Raw genomic sequence first — 18,114 nt, forward strand, 5'->3', positions numbered from 1 at the left:
CAGAGCTGGCTGCCCCGACCGGCAGCCGACGCCACCGCTGGTGTGGCATTGATGTTATGAATCTCACACAAGATTGTCAACGATCAAGTTCGCCGAATTGTCCTCACATTCGCGGGCATCGCGGACCGGTCGCTTCAGCAGTTCGGCTGCAACGGGTAGCAGGGCCTGCCGCCCGGGCCGAGCACCGAGAGCTGGGCCTGATCCGGTACACCCTCCGCCGGTGGGGGCGGGGGCGGGGCGATCGGCAGTCCCGCGGCCGGGAACGGAGGTGGCACAACGCTCGTCGCGACGACCGGGAGGTTCGCCTCACCGGAATGCGCCCGCGCGTGATGATTGTTGACCAGCATCCAGACCCCGGCGATCAGCACCGCGAACGCGGCGGCCGCGCGCAGCATCGCCGCGATATCGCGGCGCTTGCGCGACTCCACGGGCCTGCGTGGCACGCCCGGCAACGGTCGCGGTGCCGCGGGCCGTCCGCCGGCGGGCTCGGCCGGGATGGGCGCATCGCCGCCGGTCGCCGATTCGACCGCGGACCGCTCGGCGACCGGTCGCCCGGCGGCGGGCGGCGGCGGTGCAACCGGTTCGTGGACGGTGGATCGGACCGCCTTGTCGGCCGTCGTGTGCTCGGCGGCGGGTTCCACCGCCGGTTCGGCGACGGCTCCCACGTTCTCCTCCACGACCGGATGATTCGGCGCTGTCCCGTCGGGCGCTGCCGTCGGATCGTCGAATACCCGTGCCGGCGTGGCAGATTGCGGGGCAGTATCCGATTCGGCCCGAGGCCCGGCCGGGGGCGAGCCCGGATTCCCGTCCTCCTCGGCGTGCGTCTCGATCGGCGAATCCGTGGCGGGCATCCATTCGACCGGCGAATGCGGCTCGGGTTCATCGGATGCCGGGTGCCCGGCAGCCGCCTCGTCCGGAATCGATTGTCCCGCTGTGGACTCGTCCGCCGGGCCGGACCGCGCTACCGGCGTCGCGAGGACAGCGGCCGCGATCGGTGCCGAATCCGGCTCGGCCTCATCACGTGCCGGGCCGTCCGTGGTGAAATCGTCCGCGACCGAGACCGGTCCACGCGATCGATCGCCGACCTGCTGCGCCGAGACCGCCTGACCACCGGCGACTCCGGACGCCGGCGACTGCGTGAAAGGCGCCCACACGACGGGAAATTGCGGCGCCGGCGGCTGCGGGGCAGCGACCGAACCCCACCGGTCCCCGGCCTGCGCGACCGGTGCGGCCGGAAACCCGATACCGATCAGATCGCCCCAGGTGATCTCCGTGATATTCAGCGCGGCGAGCACGACGAGCAGTCGATCGGCCGTCCACTGCTCGGAATCCCCGTAGGCGCGGGCATCCAGCCATCGGTACAGCTCCCCGGAGTTGTTGCCGAGCAGGACATCACAGCCGACCGGCATCCCCTTGGTGACCAGCTCGACCGGATACCCGTACTGCGGAACCACTACGACCACGACGTCCACCGGCAGATCGGACGCGGCGTCGGCCAGTTTCTGCTCCAGCACACCGCGGAGATCGTCCCGGCTGTCGGCGGCGGGATTCAGCGGATTGGAATCACCCTTGCGCCGCAATGCGATCGGGTCGCCGACCACGTCCGGCAGACTCCACGGCCCGTCCCCCGGACACGACAACGTACCCGCCACCCGGAACCGCACGCTCTCTACGGCCAGGATGACGCAGGCGTGCGGAGTGAAGACGAGCAGATCCACCTCGGATCCACCGCGCCGATACCGCCGCCGCCCCGGGATGTGCACCCCGGGAACGACGAGCCCGGCGCCCTCGAATGCCTCCAGCCATGCGACGACCCGCCGCTCGGCTTTCGGCCTGCGGCTATCGGTGTTGATGATCAACATGGCCAGAGCCCCTGAACATCCAGTTTTCGACAACCCCTCAACGATACCCTGAGTCGCGCCTCTCGCCGAACACGGAACCGATTGCAGTGCAGCGCCTTTGGCCGCTAGAATGATTGCCGGGCGGTCGGCACGATACGCGAACCCAGATGAAGACCGCCCTCCGGCCGAACAGATCGGTCCGCTCCGGCCGCCGCCAGCTCCCGCTCGATCAACGCCCAGGTGAACTCCGCGGCCTCGGCCGAATACGTGGGCGTACCCGCGCTGAGGAACGCGTGCCCCGCACCGGGAACGACCACCATCTCGTGGGACACCCCCTCGGCCGCGAGCCGATCGGCGATGAGCTCGCGATCCGCCGGCGCCACCACGTGATCCCGCTCACCCACCACGTACACCAGCCGCCCGGCGATCCCGCCGGTCAGCTCGAGCGTCGGTTCCGGTGTGCTCAACGGGATCTCGGTCCCGGTCAACCACCCCGCGTACAGCACCAGCGTCACCGGCACCGCGAGCCGGGTGGCCGCCAGGTAGGCGAGATGCCCACCGAGACTGACCCCCAGCACACCGATCACCTCGCGAGTGTCGTCGCGGCCACCCAGATACGCCGAAGCCGCCGCCATATCGGCGACCACCCCGTCCCGGGTCAACTCCCCCATCAATTCGAAACCACGAGCCCGCCCGTCCTCGGTCACCGGCAACTCGATCCCCGGCGCGCTGCGGTGATGAAAATCCGGCGCGATCGCCACATACCCCAGCCCCGCAAGCCGTTCGGCGAACCCCCGGATATCCGCGGTCACCCCGAACAACTGATGCGCCAGCACCACGCCCCCATACCGCCCCGGCGCCGCGGGCCTGGCGAGATAACCACCCATCCTCCCGCCCCCGACATCGATCCGAACCCGTTCGACCACACATTCGCCTGTCATATCCCATCGGGCGCGGCACGACAGTGCCACCGCCCGTTCTCCTTTCGACACCGCTCCGGTCCACGCGCGCAACCGCCGCGCACCCGCGGCCGCCCGAATGACGTTGCCGCACAGTCGAGCATCTCCCCCACGGGTCCATACGTCGAATACCGGCTCGCGATCGAACCGATCGTATTTACTTATGATGTGGAACTGCGGCAACTGATCTACTTCGACACCGTCGTGCGGGAAGGCGGCTTCACGAGAGCGGCCCAGCGCCTCCATGTGGCCCAACCGGCGATCTCCGCCCAGATCAAGCTGCTGGAAACCGAACTCGGCGTAATACTCCTGGACCGCTCCACCCGCCCACCCGCCCTCACACACGCGGGTGAGCTGTTCCGCTTGCGGGTCCGGCGCATCCTCGACGACGTCGACGCCGCGCGAACGGAGATGAGCGAGATCTCGGCGGTGGTCCGCGGCGCCCTCCGCATCGGCGCCACCCCGGTACTCGGACCGATCGATCTCGTGGCGGTCATCGCGTCGTTCCGCCGCCGCCACCCCGGCGTGACCCTGTCGTGCCGCTCCGGCCTACTGGACCCGCTGGTGGCAAGCCTGGACGACGGCGCGCTGGACGTCGTCATCGGCCCCGAACATCCCGGCCTCGCCGAAAACCATCACATCGAACACCTGGCCGACGAGCGATTCGTGCTGGCCCTCCCACCCCACCACCTCCTGACCGCTTGCGCCAGAGTCGATTTGGCGCAGGCCCGCGACGAACTGTTCGTCTGCCTCCCGCCGGGCAGCGGCATGCACACACTGCTGCGCGAGACCGCCGCGAATTCCGGCTTCGAACCCCGCATCGACTTCGTCGCCGACACCCCCGCCACCGTCCGCGCCTTCGTCGCCGCCGGACTCGGCATCGCCGTCATGGCCGCCTCCACCACCACCGGCCCGGGCCCCACCGTCACCACCCGCGACCTGTCCGACCCCCCTCGGCACCCCGCCATCACCCTCATCACCCCGAAACACCCACTGACCCCGATCATCCGAGCATTCGCGGACCACCTCAGCACACCACCGCAATCGCAAGCCCCCACGACACGACCGGCGAAACCGGGCGCCGGGGCACCGCGGCGAGCGTAGGGTGAGCTGCGAGATTTCCTCGTGCGGGCAAACTGAACAGACGACGCGAAGGAGTGTACGGTGCGCGCGAAAATTTGCGGTATTCGCTCCGAAGCAGACCTGCGAACAGCGATCCGAGCAGGTGCGGACGCCGTCGGTTTCATATGTGGTGTCACCCATTTCAGCGAAGACGCGCTGGAAGAGGAACAGGCTCGGCGATTGTCATCTCTCACACCACCATTCGTGGACCGGATACTGGTCACCCATCTCGTGAAACCGGAATCGATTGCGCGGCTCGCCGATTCCATCCGAGCCGACACGATCCAGATACACGGATTGGTCACGCAGGACACCGTGCGCCGCGTCCGCCAACTGGCCCGGGGTCGTCGAATAATCAAAGCCGTCCATGTGACCGGCGCCGACGCGGTCGAAGCGGCGTGTGAGACCGCGGCGGATTGCGATGCGGTGCTGCTGGATTCCCGCACCACCAACCGTCTCGGCGGGACCGGGCTCACGCACGACTGGACGATCAGCGCAGCGATAGTACGGGCGCTCGCCGATCTCGGCCGCCCGGTGATACTCGCGGGCGGATTGACGCCGGCGAACGTCACCGCCGCTATCGGCGCGGTGGCCCCCTACGCGGTCGACGTCAACAGTGGGGTCGAAACTCCCACCGGCGACAAGGATGCCGCTCGATGCACCGCGTTCGCCGCTGCGGCACACCGCGTCCCGACGCCGTTCGAGCTTCCAGTCCGACAGCGATGAGCACCAGGAAACCGGCTCCGATCACCGGAACAGTGGGACGGCCTCCGATGAGAACCGCGCCGATGACGGAGGCACTGACAGCCTCGTTGAGGCCGATCATCCCGGCGACAGTGGAGTCGATCGTTCGCAACGCCCACCAGTAGACGACGAAACCCGGGCCCAGGAAGATCGCGCCGACAACGATCAACTCGACGCTCACAGCCGGACTCGGCGGCGTCACCGCGACGAGTGGTAATCCGAGGATCGCCGCCGTCGCGAGTTGGAATCCGGCCGACGAGACACCTCGGTGATAACGCGATTCACGAGCAACAGTCGTGATCAAGAGCGCGACGCACCCCGCACTTCCCAGCGCGAGAGCACAACTCAGGAGTACACGGAACGGCGCGACCATATTCGGCGGCCGGCCGGTCACCAGGACGATCGCGCAGATCACCAGCACGAGTTCGACGGCGGCGGTCCAATTCATTCTTCGCCGCTGTTTCGCGACAGCCGCACAGATGATCATGACGGGGGCGGTGAGGTGAAGCGCGACCACGACCGGTAGCGGGCCCATCCGCAACGCAGCGGAATACAGCGCCAGATTGACCGCCTCGAGCGCTCCGAGGTACATGTAGAGCCGAATATCGGTGGTGAATATTCGCCACGGCTGTTCTCCCCTGAGCGTCGCCAGAAACAGCACCGCCAGCGCACCGCCCGCGGCAACCGGGGAAGCCGATGCGAAGCCTGCCGTACCGAATGCGGCTATGAACGCACTGGACGCACCCCACAATGTGGTGGCCAGCAGAAGCGCCGCCACCGAACGGCGGGTCGTTCTCATGTGAGCAAGAATGACACGATCGGCAACACCACAGCCGTGTAGCCCGCGAAAACCGATGTCGCTATCCGGAGCTTCGACACCGCCGGAAATCTGGTCGCCAATCCGGCCAGCGTCCCGAACGCGACGAAAAGCATTCCCCAGACCACGAGGGCGCGACTCCCGGCCTTACCCAGTTCGTCGGCGAACCCGATCGCGAGGAGGGCGATCGTCAGTCCCGCCGGAACTCCCGCCAACAACGCGCCGATGCCCGCCGGACTGTTCATCACGACCGGGTAGCCACCGAACTCGATGACGTTCTGCGCGTCCAGATGATGTCTGCCCTCGTCGCGGCATATCAGGTCGAAAACTCTCGCCGGAGAGATCTTCTCGTGCATGACCTGCCGTGCGGCCAGCATCGAGTCGAGCGCCTGGGTCGTCGCGTACGACGTCACGAAGCCCTCGGTCGAAGTCCGGAATCCGCCGTACTGGGCTTGGAGTTCCTCGGGTTCCTGGAGGTCGAGAAGGTCGATGAGTGCGCGCCGCACCACCGGCTCGAATACCGTCCGAGGTTCGACGGAGAGCAACGCGCCCACCGACAGATGCAGTGACAGATGCCGCCACGTGTCGGCGACGTCCGCCCTCCGGAAATGTTCCTCCTCGATCCGCGGATATCCGGCGGCGAGATGTGCCAGCAGGTGCTGGACGGCGAGGTCACGACCGCGGTCGATCTTCTTGCCGCCGACCGCCGATATCTCCGGCCTGGCCAGGGCGGCGGCCACATAGGCGCACGCGTACATGGGCTGTGTCCGAGGATCCTGCTCGAGCATGGATTCCGCCAGAAACATCGTGCCGCGCAGCACCGCCCGTGCGGTCGCCTCGTCGCTCGCCGTATCACCGCACAGGGCCTGGATCGCACTCGACGTCGCGGACACCGATACCGGGCCGATGCGACCCGACATGCGCCACCCACCGGAGTCGGATTCCTGCGCGGTGATCAGCGCGGTGCGGCATGCCGCGGCGCTCGGATCGGACGACGGGATACCCAGGCATTGCAGCGCACGCAGCCGCCACGACAGGTCGATCGGCGCGTGGAACACCCATTCGCCATGTTCTTCGCGGACCACCGCATTCTGCCCGACCAGCGTCACCACCTCGGCCGCGCGCGGAATGCTCTCACCGGCGTTGGTGAGAGCGCACACGACCTCCGCCGTGTTCTGCGGATTCGGCGGAATATCCGGAACCCAGCCCCATCCGGCGCCGCCGTGTCCGTCGGTCAACTGACTTCGATGAATCCACCCGATCGTCGCCGAGATCCTGGCGTCCAGACTGGACAATTTCCCCCCTCGTTCAGGCGTCGAAATACAATTCGAATTCACCGACGAGCCGTCGAAGGCGACCCCCCTCGTCGACGATACGGGTCCACTGTTGCGCCTGCGTCACGAATAACGTTATGCGCCAAGATCATTCGGGCGACGGTCAGAGATGCATCCAGTCCGGCCAGACGTCGGCCCAGGGCTTCTCGGGGCCGGCGCAACGCCAGAGCGTCACCTGCTGGGTGTTGCCGGGGAAGCCGAGGCGGGTGTCGACCCGGCCGATCGGGTTCACCTCGCGGAACTGGCTCTGCAGCACCACTTCGTAGCTGCCGACCACCAGGTAGGCGGTGGCGTCGTCCGGTGGGGCGCCGAAGTAGCCCCAGCCGCGGCTCGGGCTGTAGATCGGGGGGAGTCGGTCGCGGCCCAGTTCGTCCAGAGCGCTTGCCTGCCAATAGGTGTCGGCGATGATCACGGCGTGCGCGCGGTCGGCGTCGGACATCCGGCGGTAGGCGTCGACCACGGTCTCGGTCAGTTCCGGCCAGCCGAACTTGCCGTAGACGGCGATCGCGATGGCGGCCTCGGAGTTGCTGCGCGGCGGCTGAACTCGTTCGGCGGGCAGCCACGGCGCCGCGCGCAGAACGTGATACGTCGCCCACGCCGTGAGCGCGATGAGGCCGGCGGTGAGCAGGGACCGCCGGACCGGGGTGTGCGCGCCGATCACCGCCACCACCACGACGGCGCCGGCGGCGATCGCGACCGCGTCCAGCCCGGCGGAATAGTAGATCCGGCCGCCGGTGATCATGAACACCAGTTCCAGCACGATCCACGCCACCCCGAGAAAACGATACGGCCGCAACGACTTCCGGAACAGGAACGCCGCCAGCCCGCACACCAGCAGCGGGCCGGCCAGCCAGCCGGCCAGTTCCAGGGTCATCGGCACGAACAGCAGCCGGCCGCCCAGGATGCCCTGCTCCGCGCCGATCAGGCGGGTCATCTGGATCTCCGGCCAGCCACGATGCCACTGCCAGACCAGTTCCGGTATCGACAGCAGCACGGTCAGCCCGGCGCCCGCCCAGAGCAACGGCCGCAGCACCAGCCGGCGCGGTCCGCACAGGCCCGCGGACACCGCGATCGCGATCCACAGGAACGGCACCAGCCATTTCACCTGGATGTCGATGGCCGTGATCACCGCGGCCGCGAGCAGCAGCCGATCGTCGCGGGTGCGCACCCACCGGGCCACCAGCCACGAGATGATCACCCACAGCACGGTGTCCACCGCGTTGGTGGTCAGCAGCGCGCCCTGCAACAGCAGAAACGGTGACGTCGCGTATCCCGCGGCGGCCACCGCCTGCGCGCCCGCGCCGCCGCCGAATTCCCGGGCGAGCATGGCGCACAACACGATCGCCGCCACCGTGAGCGCTACCGCCGGTAGCCGCAGCACCAGATAGGAGCCCGGCGCGAGGGTGTCCATCAGGCGCGCCAGCAGCGGCAGCACCGGGCCCTGATCGGCATAGCCCCAGGCCGGCCGCCGGCCGGCGGCGAGAAAATACAGTTCGTCGCCGAAGTAGCCGTAGCGCGAGGCCGAGAACAACAGCACCGCCGCCGCGACCACCGCGACCGCGGCGACCGGGCGCACCGCCAGGGGCGGACGGGGGGTGGACACGGTCGCACGGCCACGATCCACCACGTCGGTCACCGGCACACTCCTGAGCACGTCGGATCCAGCGGACAATGCCGAATCTATCCGCCGCGGGGCGGCCGCCCGCGCACCCGGCGGGCGCGTCGCCGCGACGGGCCGCGGTTGCCGGGCGTGGCGGCGCGGCGCAGGATCGGAGTGGACCGGGTCAGGCCCGCCGGGCCTCCAGGTAGTCCGGCGCCGAGACCGCGCCGAGTACCTGCCGCACCCCGACCGGCGCCCACCGGGACCCCGGGTCGTGCTGCACCAGCGGATCGGTGAGCGTGATCGTCCTGCCGACGGACTCGAGCTCGAATCGCCCGGCCGCCAGCACATTCCGGACCCAGTCCGAGCCGGGACCGTAGGTCAGCGCGATGCGGTAGCGGCCGTCGTGGACGAAGACGTTGACCGGCGTCCGATAGACCCGGCCGGATTTCCGCCCGGTGTGGACGACGATCCCGAATCCGGGCAGCCGACCGGCGACCACTCCGGTGATCTGATTGGTCACGACCCGGTTGAACTTCGCCAGACCCTGCGGCAGCGGCATGTGCGTCCCCTCTCGATGGGCTCGAGTCTCGGTGTCACAGCGCCTCTCACGGTACGCGAATCGGACCGCCGCCACGCCGTGGTCACCGTTCGGATCGGAATCGCACCAGTTGCCCGGGCCGCACCTGGGCGAGCCGGTCGACATCCGCGTCCACGACCGTGCCCACCACGGGATAACCGCCGGTGATCGGATGGTCGGCGAGGAACACCACCGGCTGCCCCGACGGCGGCACCTGGATCGCGCCCAGCGGCATGCCCTCGGTGGGCAGTTCGGCGGCGTCGCGCCGGATCAGCGGCGGCCCGTCGGCCCGGTCCAGCCGAACCCCGACCCGATCGATGTCGGTGGACACCCGCCAGGTCCCGGTGCACAGATCGCCGGGACGAAGGAACCGGTCGTCGCGCGGGCCGAACCACATCCGGACCTCCACCACATCCGCCGTCATCGGCGGGACCGGCGCGAACGCGACCTCCGGCCAGCGCCGCGGCGGCGGGCCCACCGGCAGTTCGGTACCCGCCTCGAGCGGTTCCGGCCCGATCCCGGCCAGCGTGTCGCGGCTGCGGGACCCCAGCACCGCCGCGGGCTCGAAGCCACCACGCACGGCGAGATAACACCGCAACCCGGTCGCGGCCATGCCCAGCCGCAGCCGCCCGCCCCGCCGCAGGTACAGCACCGACGCGGGCGGCTCGGCCCGCCCGTCGACGCTGATCGGCACCGGAGCACCGGTCACGGCCAGCACCGCGGGCTCGCCGACCTCGACACACAGTCCGCCGAGCACACATTCGATCGCGGCGGCCGATTCGTCGTTGCCCACCAAGCGATTCGCCAACGCGAACGACGCCCGATCCGCCGCCCCCGACACCCCGACCCCCGCATGGAACCACCCCGGCCGCCCCCGATCCTGGATCGTGCTGAAGATCCCCGGGGACACCACCCGCACCATACCGCTCACCACACCTCCTCCACGCCCGACACGACCTCGCCGACGTTCGAAACCCGCACCTCGCCAACCGTTCTCACTTCATCGTGCGACCGCTCGCCCTCGTCCCACCGCCGACGCCCCGGCAAGTTCGGACGCCTCCCGCCGCACGGACGACCACGGCGAAACACGCCCGAGCCCGCCCCCGACGTCGGAGCGCGATGTCGGCACGGCCGAACAACGGCCGACTGCCGGGTTCGCACTCCGCCTCTCATCGACCGGCCACGACGGAAGGCACTCGGCGGCCGCCACTGTCCGCCGTCACCTCCGCACCGGCACGGCAGCGACTCCGTGCGCACCACGCTCACCGGCCCGCGACGGTGAAGCGCACCCGGCTGCCGGGACGGAGCAGGGCCGGGTCCGGGCGGGTGAGGTCCCACAGCACGGTGTCGGCGCGGCCGATCAGCTGCCACCCGCCGGGCGAGCGGCGGGGATAGACGGCGCTGTAGCCGCCGGCCAGGGCGACGGATCCGGCGGGGACCGCGGTGCGCGACTGGTCACGGCGCGGCACAGTCAGATTCGCTCGAGGTGCTTCGAGGTAGCCGAATCCGGGCGCGAATCCCACGAAGGCGCAATGCCATTCGCAACCGGTGTGCCGGGCGATCAACTCGGGCACCGAGATGCCCAGCAGCCGTGCGGCATCGGTGAGATCCGCGCCGTCGTAGTGGACCGGGATCACGATCGGCTCGCCACGGTCGCCGTCGCCACCGCGCGGTGCGCTCGCCGCCGCCTCCCGCAACACCTGTGCCACGGCGGCCGGGTCGGTCCCGGGACGCAGGGTCACCAGGACCGTCCGGGCAGCCGGGAGGATGTCGGCGACGCCGTCGACCGGCCGCTCCCGCAGTCGGCCCGCCAGGGCGGCCGGAGCGTCCAGGTCCGGGGGTTCGAGCAGCAGGGCGCGATCGCCGGCGGGCCGGATCCGCAACTCCGTCACGCGAACGCCCGCAATTCGACACCCTCGCCGGCGAGGGTGTCCCGGATGGACCGGGCCATCGCCACCGCGCCCGGCGAATCGCCGTGTACGCACAGGCTGCGGACCGCCACCGGCACCTCGGCGCCGGTGGCGTCGCGGGCGGTACCGCCGACCGCGATCGAGAGCGCCTGTGCCACCGCGTCTCTCGGAGGCAGGACGTCGCCGGGCGCGCCGCGCGGGACCAGCGTGCCGGCCGGGGTATAGCCCCGGTCGGCGAACCCCTCTGCGTGAAAGGCGATTCCGGCCGCGTCCGCCGCGCGCTCGAGCTCCGAGCCCGGCGAGGCGAGCAGCGCGAGACCGCCGAAAGCGGTGAGGGCCGACACCACCGCCGCGGCGATCTCCGGATCGGCGGAAGCGGAATGGTACAGCGCACCATGGGGTTTCACGTACCGCACCGCGTCGCCGGCCGCTCGCGCGCACGCGTCCAGCGCCCCGATCTGGTACAGGCACTCGTCGGCCAACTCGCGCGGCGGTACCGCGATCGCGCGCCGGCCGAAACCGGCGAGATCCCGATACGAGACGTGTGCGCCGATCCGCACCCCGCGTTCGACGGCCGCCGCACAGGTCCGGCGCATGATCGACGGATCCCCGGCATGGAAACCACAGGCGATGTTCGCGCTGGTCACGATGTCCAGCAGGGCGATGTCGTCACCCATCGACCAGGCGCCGAACCCCTCACCGAGGTCACTGTTCAGATCGATCATCGCCGCTGCCGCCTTTCCACGCCGTCCGCGACCCGGTCCGAACCCACAACCCGAATGCGGTACGCGTCCCAGCCTAGTGATCGTTGAACGATCCGGCAATACTGCGAATGGATCGTCCGATAGCTCGGAATTCCCGGGTAGCCTGAGGCAGCAGCCCGGTCGGTGGCCGATCGGCGAGAGGCGAGGAGGCTCGGATGACCACCCCGTCCGACGCGGCGGTCGACGGTTACGCGAGGCTGGCCGCCCATCGCGACCGGCTCGACCGCGCCAGCCGGGCCGCTCAGGTCGCCGGCATCGTCCGTGACGGCATCCTGGACGGCACGTTCCGGCCGGGCGCACGCCTGTCGGAGCCGGATATCTGTGCGGCCCTGGGTGTTTCGCGCAACACTCTGCGTGAGGCGTTCCGCACGCTGATCGAGGAGCGGCTGGTCACGCACGAGCTCAATCGCGGTGTCTTCGTGCGCATTCCGTCGACGGAGGACATCGCGGAGGTGTACAGGTGCCGCCGGGTGGTGGAATGCACCGCGCTGCGCGAATATTCGCGTGTCGGTACCGGCACCGAACAGGTGGTTGCCGCGCTGCGGCGGGCGGACGAGTGCGCCGCGCGGGCGGACTGGACCGGCGTCGGCACGGCCGATGTCGACTTCCATCGCGCGATCACCGCGCTCAACGGCAGCCGGCTGCTGGATTCGCTGATGGCCAACGTGTGGAACGAATTACGGCTGATCTTCCACGTCGCCGCCGACGCGCACGCCTTCCACCGGCCCTATCTGCGGCGCAATCACGAGGTGTTCGACGCGCTCGCGCGCGGGGAGGCCACGGTCGCGGCGGATCTGCTCGACGCGTATCTGCGCGACGCCGAGACGCAGATCCAGGCCGCCTACGCCGCGATCACCACCCGGAGCGAACGATGAGCGAGGTGATCGCGGTCTACGACGCCGCCGGCCGGCCCCTCGGCGCCGAGGAGCGCGCCACGGTCTACGAGCGCGGGCTGTGGCACGCCAGCGCCGGCGTGCTGGTCCGTTCCCGCGACGGCGACCGGGTGTACGTGCACCGCCGCACCGAGACCAAGGCAATGTTCGCCGGCATGCACGACTGCCTCGCCGGCGGGGTGGTCGGGCCCGGCGAGGATCCGGCCGCGGCGGCGGTGCGCGAATTGGCGGAGGAACTGGGCGTCGAGCTCGGTCCCGGCGACGAATTGCCGGTGCCGCGGGCGCGGGTCGCCTGGGACGGGCGATGGGCCGGACGCCCGATGCGCTGCCATGTGTTCGCCTACGAGGTGCGCCACGACGGCCCGTTCCGGCACCAGCCCGAGGAGGTCGCCGAGGGCTGGTGGTGGACCGACGCGGAACTCCTCGCGCACCTGGCGGATCCGCGCTGGCCGTTCGTCCCCGACACCCGCGTGGTGCTGCCCGCGGTGTTGCGCGCGCCCCGGTGAGGCGCGCGCCGGCCGGTTACTTGCCGCCCTCGGCCAATGTCACCGGCTGCGCCTGGAATCCGGTGCCGGTGACGTCGATGCCCTGGCCCTTCAACAGGTCCAGCGCCTTGGTGACGTACTCGTTGGTGTAGGCGTCGGCGTCCGGCGCCTTCGTCAGCACGGTGTGCCCCTCCTGATTCTTGGTCTGCTGCGCGATCGCGACGGTCCGATCCCAGGCGCCCTTGTCGATCGTCCCGACTCCGGCGGGCGACGGCCAGATCAGCTTGTTCACCTCGTTGATCTGCCACTGCTGATGGCTGGCCCCGAGGGTGGACCCGGCCGCGACGGTGATGTCGCGGCACTTGTCGACGTGGTCGCGGCAGAACGCCCAGCCCTTCAGCGACGCGGCGATGAACTTCACCGTGCGATCCTGATACGCGGCGTCCTTCAGCTTCGCGGTGTTGGCCCAGATCGCGTCCTGCAACATGGCGACGCCCTGATCGTTCCAGTCGATCGTGGTGAAATCGTCTGCCGTGTAGAGCTTTCCGGTGGCCGGATTCTTCACCTCGAGCAGCTGCGCGTACTCGTTGTACGACATCGCCTGCGCGGCATCGATATCGTGCGAGAGGAAGGCGTTCATGTCGAACTGCTGCTGCACCAGGGTGACATCCTTCGCCGGATCCAGCCCCGCCTTGGTCATTCCGGCGAACAGCTCGAATTCGTTGCCGTAGCCCCAGTTTCCGACCTTCTTGGCCTTCAGGTCGGCGGGCCCGGCGATGTTCGCGGACTTGAACGCCACCTGCTTGGTACCCGAACGCTGGTACACCTGCGCCACATCGGTGATCCCCGCTCCGGCCTCCCGCGAGGCCAGCGCCTTCGGCACCCACGCGATCGCGTAGTCCGCCTGGCCCTGCGCGAGCACCGTCTGCGGCACGATATCGGTTCCGCCGTCGAGGATCTGGACGTCCAGCCCCTGCTCCTTGTAGAAGCCCTGGTCGACGGCCGCCAGGTAGCCCGCGAACTGCCCCTGTTTGAACCACTGCAACTGCAGCTTCACGGTGGCGAGGCCCGACTGCGAGGAGGTCGTCGTGTCCGAGGTGGTGCTGCATCCGGTGAGGGTGGCCAGGCCGATGGCCACCACCCCCAGACAGGCGCGCAATGTCCGTGTGCGGGTTGTCATTTCCTTCTCCATCCGATGATGCGGGGTCGACGGGTGAGTCGTTCGAGGAGCAGCACGGCCGCGAGGAACAGCAGGCCGAGCACCATCGCGGCGGCCACATAGGCCCACGCCCGCGGATAGGCGGTGTTCGCCGCCGCGGAGGTGATCCGGCTGCCCAGACCGTGCTGCAGGCCGCCGAAGTATTCGGCGATGAGTGCGGCGATGACCGCGCCGGGCGCGGCGATCCGCAGCCCGGTGAACAGGTGCGGCAGCGCCGCCGGCAGCCGCACGGTCCGGGTGACCTGCCAGCCGGTGGCTGCGTACGCGGTCATCAGATCGGCGTGCACCCGCGGCACCTGCCGCAGGCCCTTCAGCGTGCTGACGTAGACGGGGAAGAACACCACGATCGTCGCGACCAGCCGCCGCGGCAGGTCGGTGGTGGTGCCGTACATCGAGTTCAGCAGCGGCGCCAGCGCCACGATCGGCACGGTGGCCGCCGCGGCCGACAACGGGCCCAGCAGCCCGTCCACCGGCCGGAATCGGACCGCCAGCGCCGCGGCGAAGATGCCGAGCAGCGCACCGGCCACCAGCCCGAACAGGGCGTTACCGCCGGTGGAGGCGGCCGCCTCGGCGATGTTGTGCGCGTCGGTGTGGATCGCGCTCGCGATGGCACTCGGGGCCGGCAACAGGAACGACGGCAGTCCGGCCGCCACCGTGAGCACCTGCCACAACACCACGATCAGCACACCGACCACGATCGGCGGAAACCAGGACCTCATCGAATGTCCCTGCCCGACAACGCGTCACGACCCGCGCCCGCAGCCGGTTCGTCGCGGTCCGGCGAGACCGGTGACGCGTTCTCCGGCGTTTCGCCCGATACCCGGTGCGCCGGGGAAGATTCCGGCGACACCGGCAGGTGACCCCGGTGCAGTGCCTCGCGCACCGCCGCAACGGATTCGAAGAAGGACTCGCCGGCCCGGATGTCGACGTCCGGGTCCGCGGTCCGGCCCGGACTGCCGGTCGCGACGATCGCGGTGACGCGGCCCGGCCGGGGCGACATCACCACCACGCGGTCCGACAGGAACACCGCCTCCGGAATGGAATGGGTGACGAACAGGACCGCGGCCCCGGTCTCGCCGGTGATGCGCAGCAGTTCGCCCTGCATCCGCTCGCGGGTCATCTCGTCGAGCGCGCCGAACGGTTCGTCCATCAGCAGCAGCGGCGGTTTGCGCGCGAGCGCGCGGGCGATCGCCACGCGTTGTTGCATGCCGCCGGACAACTCGCCCGGGAAACGCCGGGCGAACTCGGCGAGGCCGGTCATCTCCAGCAATTCGGCACTGCGGGAACGTCTTTCCCGCTTGGGTACCTTGTGCAGCTCCAGCGGCAGTTCGACGTTCTCCTGCACCGTCCGCCAGTCCAGCAGCCCGGCCTGCTGGAAGGCGATGCCGTACTCCTGGTCCAGCCGGGCCCGGTGGGCCGGTTTACCGTGCACCGCAACGGTTCCCGAGGTCGGTTCCTCCAGATCGGCGACGATCCGCAGCAGGGTCGACTTCCCGCAGCCGGACGGCCCGATCAGGGAGACGAATTCGCCCGCCGCCACGGTCACGGTGATGTCCCGCAGGGCGGTCACCGCGCCCGCCGGATACACCTTGCCGACTCCGTCCAGTTCCACCGCCGCGACACCGGCCGGACTCGACACCGAATTCAATTCCATGACAGCACTTTCCGTGACGAGCAGGTTCAACTAGCGCCGACCGGGCGGCTGTATCGGCGCAGGGCGAGCTCGGACAGCGACACCAGGCCGGTCAGGAGCACCCCCAGCAGGGCGGCGGCGAACACGGCCGCGTACAGCCGCGCCGCGTTACCGGTGGACTGCTGGGAGAAGACGATGATCTGGCGGCCGATACCGCCGGCGGTACCCGTCGAGATCTCCGCGACCACCGCACCGACCACCGCGGCGGCCGCCGCGAGCCGCAGCGCGGGCAACAGGTACGGCACCGCCGCGGGCAGCCGCAGCCGCAGCAGCGTGGCCCACCAGCCGGCGGCGTAGCTGTGCAGCAACTCCACCGCGGCGGCCGGCGGCGATTGCAGCCCACGCAACATCCCGACCGCGACCGGGAAGAACACCAGATAGGCCGCGATCACCACGATGCTCATCCAGGGCCGCCACGGTTGCCCCGCGATCGCGATCCGGCCACCCCAGCCCGCGACCAGCGGAGCCAGCGCGATCAGCGGAATCGTCTGCGACACCACGACATACGGCAGCAGCCCGCGCTCGACCCAGGCGAAGCGCTGCATCACCACCGCGAGCAGCCCACCCACCACCGTGCCCAGCACCAGCGCGAGCAACGCCAGCCCGAAGGTGAAACCGGCTGTGTGCAACAGTGTCTCGCCGACGGTCCGATGCCCGTCCCGATCCCCGAGCACCGTCACCACGGCCCACACGTGCGGCAGCGCCCCGTCCGTGGTGCGCGGCAGGATCCGGGTCCCGCCGACGCTCACCCCATGCGCCGGCACCAGCAGCTTGACCAATTCCCACACGACCACCACGAGCGCGAGCGCCGCCACCGGATACAGCCGGCGCGCGAATCGCGGTGCACCGCCGCGGCTCACCCGAACGGCCACCGGGACCACACCGATCTCGACCGTCTCACCGACGACCGCCATCTCGAGCCCCTCTCGTTCGCACAGCCGGATCCGAGCCGAGGCTGCCATCGATCGGCCCCCGGACGCCCCGGGCCGGCCGCTTCCACTCCCCGCGGACCGTCCACTCACCCGAGCCCGGCGGCGGATCCGCGAAGTGCGCCCGGCCACCGCCGCAGACCCGGCCCTCGCGATGCTTCAGCACTTCCGCCGGCCGGTTCACGAGGCGCTCTCGGTGGCCGTCACCGGGGCGGCCAGGCGCGGCAGGACCTGTTCGCCGTACGCCTCGAGCGTCGCGGTCTTCGCGTCGTGCTGGAGGTAGACGGCGAACTGGTCGACGCCCAGGGCCTCCAGTTCACGCAGCCGGATCAGCTGTTCGTCCGGGGTGCCGAGCAGGCAGAAGCGGTCGACGATCTCGTCGGGCACGAAATCGGTGTGGGTGTTGCCCGCCCGGCCGTGCTCGTTGTAGTCGTATCCGGTCCGGCCCGCGATGTAATCGGTGAGCGCGGCCGGGACCTCGCTGCCGGCGCCGTATCTCGCGACGAGGTCGGCGACATGGTTGCCGACCATGCCGCCGAACCAACGGCACTGTTCCCGTGCGTGTTTCAGCGCCGCCACCGAACCGTCGGTGACGTAGGCGGGCGCGGCCACGCAGATCGTGACCGCGCCCGGGTCGCGGCCGGCGCGTTCGGCGGCCGCGCGCACCCGGGCGACCGTCCACGCGGTGATGTCCGGATCGGCCAGCTGGAGGATGAACCCGTCGGCCACCTCGCCGGTGAGATCCAGTGCGCGCGGGCCGTATCCGGCCGCCCACACCTCGAGCCGGGAGTCTCCGGCCCACGGGAACCGGACGGTGGCGTCGCCGACGCGAGCGCTGCGCCCGTTGCCCAATTCCCGGATCACCTCGATGGATTCGCGCAGCGTCGCCAGCGTGGCGGGCCGGCCGCCGAGCGTGCGCACCGCCGAATCACCGCGCCCGATACCGCAGATCGTGCGATTGCCGTACATCTCGTTGAGGGTCGCGAACGTCGACGCGGTGACCGTCCAGTCCCGCGTCGACGGGTTGGTCACCATCGGGCCGACCGTCACCTTGCGGGTGGCGGCGAGGATCGCGCTGTAGATGACGTACGGCTCCTGCCACAGCAGATGCGAGTCGAAGGTCCACACGTGCGAGAAGCCGTGTGTCTCCGCCACTCTCGCGAGTTCCACCACGCGCGAGGCCGGCGGCGTGCACTGCAACACCACCCCGATGTCCATGGGGCG

The 18,114-nt window shown here is 69.9% G+C and carries 18 protein-coding genes; 4 read left to right on the forward strand and 14 right to left on the reverse strand.

Annotated features, from left to right (window positions below; all coding sequences use genetic code 11):
* Window positions 1-134: 134 nt before the first annotated feature.
* Complete coding sequence (locus tag NRB56_RS34890; RefSeq protein WP_153348642.1) at window positions 135-1,862, reverse strand: hypothetical protein; 1,728 nt, start codon at window positions 1,860-1,862, stop codon at window positions 135-137.
* A 104-nt stretch (window positions 1,863-1,966) separates the two neighbouring features.
* The gene (locus NRB56_RS34895; protein ID WP_227838593.1) at window positions 1,967-2,728 is read right to left on the reverse strand and encodes a dienelactone hydrolase family protein; all 762 of its coding nucleotides are present in this window, start codon (window positions 2,726-2,728) and stop codon (window positions 1,967-1,969) included.
* A gap of 240 nt (window positions 2,729-2,968) precedes the next feature.
* Here NRB56_RS34895 and NRB56_RS34900 point away from each other — a divergent pair, with 240 nt between their 5' ends.
* Together NRB56_RS34900 and NRB56_RS34905 are read left to right on the forward strand one after the other, a co-directional pair.
* A complete protein-coding gene (locus NRB56_RS34900) occupies window positions 2,969-3,904 on the forward strand; it encodes a LysR family transcriptional regulator (protein ID WP_194291106.1) in 936 nt (311 codons plus the stop codon).
* A 60-nt stretch (window positions 3,905-3,964) separates the two neighbouring features.
* On the forward strand, window positions 3,965-4,648 hold the full coding sequence (locus tag NRB56_RS34905; RefSeq protein ID WP_319943974.1) for a phosphoribosylanthranilate isomerase: 684 nt from the start codon (window positions 3,965-3,967) through the stop codon (window positions 4,646-4,648).
* Here NRB56_RS34905 and NRB56_RS34910 read toward each other — a convergent pair.
* The 7 genes from NRB56_RS34910 to NRB56_RS34940 form a co-directional block, all read right to left on the reverse strand.
* A complete protein-coding gene (locus tag NRB56_RS34910; RefSeq protein ID WP_227838594.1) occupies window positions 4,533-5,465 on the reverse strand; it encodes a DMT family transporter in 933 nt (310 codons plus the stop codon). The genes NRB56_RS34905 and NRB56_RS34910 overlap by 116 nt on opposite strands.
* The gene (locus NRB56_RS34915) at window positions 5,462-6,721 is read right to left on the reverse strand and encodes a hypothetical protein (protein ID WP_153348646.1); all 1,260 of its coding nucleotides are present in this window, start codon (window positions 6,719-6,721) and stop codon (window positions 5,462-5,464) included. Before NRB56_RS34915 ends, NRB56_RS34910 begins: the two co-directional genes overlap by 4 nt.
* Before the next feature lie 199 nt (window positions 6,722-6,920).
* A complete protein-coding gene (locus NRB56_RS34920; protein WP_319943975.1) occupies window positions 6,921-8,453 on the reverse strand; it encodes an ArnT family glycosyltransferase in 1,533 nt (510 codons plus the stop codon).
* Window positions 8,454-8,601: 148 nt separating this feature from the next.
* Window positions 8,602-8,979, reverse strand: a complete 378-nt coding sequence (locus NRB56_RS34925) for a nitroreductase family deazaflavin-dependent oxidoreductase (protein WP_153348648.1) — start codon at window positions 8,977-8,979, stop codon at window positions 8,602-8,604.
* An 82-nt stretch (window positions 8,980-9,061) separates the two neighbouring features.
* A complete protein-coding gene (locus NRB56_RS34930) occupies window positions 9,062-9,919 on the reverse strand; it encodes a 5-oxoprolinase subunit C family protein (RefSeq protein ID WP_153348708.1) in 858 nt (285 codons plus the stop codon).
* Between the two features lie 340 nt (window positions 9,920-10,259).
* Window positions 10,260-10,889, reverse strand: coding sequence for a 5-oxoprolinase subunit B family protein (locus NRB56_RS34935; protein WP_319943976.1), 630 nt, complete (start codon window positions 10,887-10,889; stop codon window positions 10,260-10,262).
* Window positions 10,886-11,632, reverse strand: coding sequence for a LamB/YcsF family protein (locus NRB56_RS34940; protein ID WP_153348649.1), 747 nt, complete (start codon window positions 11,630-11,632; stop codon window positions 10,886-10,888). The genes NRB56_RS34935 and NRB56_RS34940 overlap by 4 nt, the downstream gene beginning before the upstream one ends.
* A gap of 194 nt (window positions 11,633-11,826) precedes the next feature.
* On the opposite strand from NRB56_RS34940, the gene NRB56_RS34945 reads away from it, so the two are divergent.
* A complete protein-coding gene (locus NRB56_RS34945) occupies window positions 11,827-12,546 on the forward strand; it encodes a GntR family transcriptional regulator (RefSeq protein WP_153348650.1) in 720 nt (239 codons plus the stop codon).
* Window positions 12,543-13,070, forward strand: coding sequence for an NUDIX hydrolase (locus tag NRB56_RS34950; protein WP_153348651.1), 528 nt, complete (start codon window positions 12,543-12,545; stop codon window positions 13,068-13,070). Before NRB56_RS34945 ends, NRB56_RS34950 begins: the two co-directional genes overlap by 4 nt.
* Window positions 13,071-13,086: 16 nt before the next feature.
* Here the strand turns inward: NRB56_RS34950 and NRB56_RS34955 are convergent, their stop codons facing one another.
* The 5 genes from NRB56_RS34955 to NRB56_RS34975 form a co-directional block, all read right to left on the reverse strand.
* Window positions 13,087-14,229 (reverse strand): ABC transporter substrate-binding protein, encoded by a 1,143-nt coding sequence (locus NRB56_RS34955; RefSeq protein ID WP_153348652.1) that lies wholly within the window; start codon window positions 14,227-14,229, stop codon window positions 13,087-13,089.
* Window positions 14,226-14,987 carry an ABC transporter permease gene (locus NRB56_RS34960; RefSeq protein WP_153348653.1) on the reverse strand — a complete coding sequence of 254 codons (762 nt, stop codon included), beginning with the start codon at window positions 14,985-14,987 and terminating at the stop codon, window positions 14,226-14,228. The genes NRB56_RS34955 and NRB56_RS34960 overlap by 4 nt, the downstream gene beginning before the upstream one ends.
* The gene (locus NRB56_RS39935; protein WP_264767101.1) at window positions 14,984-15,922 is read right to left on the reverse strand and encodes an ABC transporter ATP-binding protein; all 939 of its coding nucleotides are present in this window, start codon (window positions 15,920-15,922) and stop codon (window positions 14,984-14,986) included. Before NRB56_RS39935 ends, NRB56_RS34960 begins: the two co-directional genes overlap by 4 nt.
* 26 nt (window positions 15,923-15,948) lie before the next feature.
* Window positions 15,949-16,875: an ABC transporter permease gene (locus tag NRB56_RS34970; RefSeq protein ID WP_153348710.1), complete on the reverse strand. Its 927-nt coding sequence runs from the start codon at window positions 16,873-16,875 to the stop codon at window positions 15,949-15,951.
* Window positions 16,876-17,070: 195 nt separating this feature from the next.
* Window positions 17,071-18,108: a TIGR03842 family LLM class F420-dependent oxidoreductase gene (locus NRB56_RS34975; RefSeq protein ID WP_153348654.1), complete on the reverse strand. Its 1,038-nt coding sequence runs from the start codon at window positions 18,106-18,108 to the stop codon at window positions 17,071-17,073.
* Window positions 18,109-18,114: the final 6 nt, after the last annotated feature.

Origin of the sequence: Nocardia aurantia, from assembly GCF_009604425.1 — a bacterium.
GTDB lineage: Bacteria > Actinomycetota > Actinomycetes > Mycobacteriales > Mycobacteriaceae > Nocardia > Nocardia aurantia.

Bases quoted from the DNA above. Each gene is read 5' to 3' on its own strand.
- NRB56_RS34890 (WP_153348642.1), bottom strand. From the start codon at position 1,862: ATGTTGATCATCAACACCGATAGCCGCAGGCCGAAAGCCGAGCGGCGG.
- NRB56_RS34895 (WP_227838593.1), bottom strand. From the start codon at position 2,728: ATGGGTGGTTATCTCGCCAGGCCCGCGGCGCCGGGGCGGTATGGGGGC.
- NRB56_RS34910 (WP_227838594.1), bottom strand. From the start codon at position 5,465: ATGAGAACGACCCGCCGTTCGGTGGCGGCGCTTCTGCTGGCCACCACA.
- NRB56_RS34925 (WP_153348648.1), bottom strand. From the start codon at position 8,979: ATGCCGCTGCCGCAGGGTCTGGCGAAGTTCAACCGGGTCGTGACCAAT.
- NRB56_RS34930 (WP_153348708.1), bottom strand. From the start codon at position 9,919: ATGGTGCGGGTGGTGTCCCCGGGGATCTTCAGCACGATCCAGGATCGG.
- NRB56_RS34940 (WP_153348649.1), bottom strand. From the start codon at position 11,632: ATGATCGATCTGAACAGTGACCTCGGTGAGGGGTTCGGCGCCTGGTCG.
- NRB56_RS34945 (WP_153348650.1), top strand. From the start codon at position 11,827: ATGACCACCCCGTCCGACGCGGCGGTCGACGGTTACGCGAGGCTGGCC.
- NRB56_RS34950 (WP_153348651.1), top strand. From the start codon at position 12,543: ATGAGCGAGGTGATCGCGGTCTACGACGCCGCCGGCCGGCCCCTCGGC.
- NRB56_RS34955 (WP_153348652.1), bottom strand. From the start codon at position 14,229: ATGACAACCCGCACACGGACATTGCGCGCCTGTCTGGGGGTGGTGGCC.
- NRB56_RS34960 (WP_153348653.1), bottom strand. From the start codon at position 14,987: ATGAGGTCCTGGTTTCCGCCGATCGTGGTCGGTGTGCTGATCGTGGTG.
- NRB56_RS39935 (WP_264767101.1), bottom strand. From the start codon at position 15,922: ATGGAATTGAATTCGGTGTCGAGTCCGGCCGGTGTCGCGGCGGTGGAA.
- NRB56_RS34970 (WP_153348710.1), bottom strand. From the start codon at position 16,875: ATGGCGGTCGTCGGTGAGACGGTCGAGATCGGTGTGGTCCCGGTGGCC.
- NRB56_RS34975 (WP_153348654.1), bottom strand. From the start codon at position 18,108: ATGGACATCGGGGTGGTGTTGCAGTGCACGCCGCCGGCCTCGCGCGTG.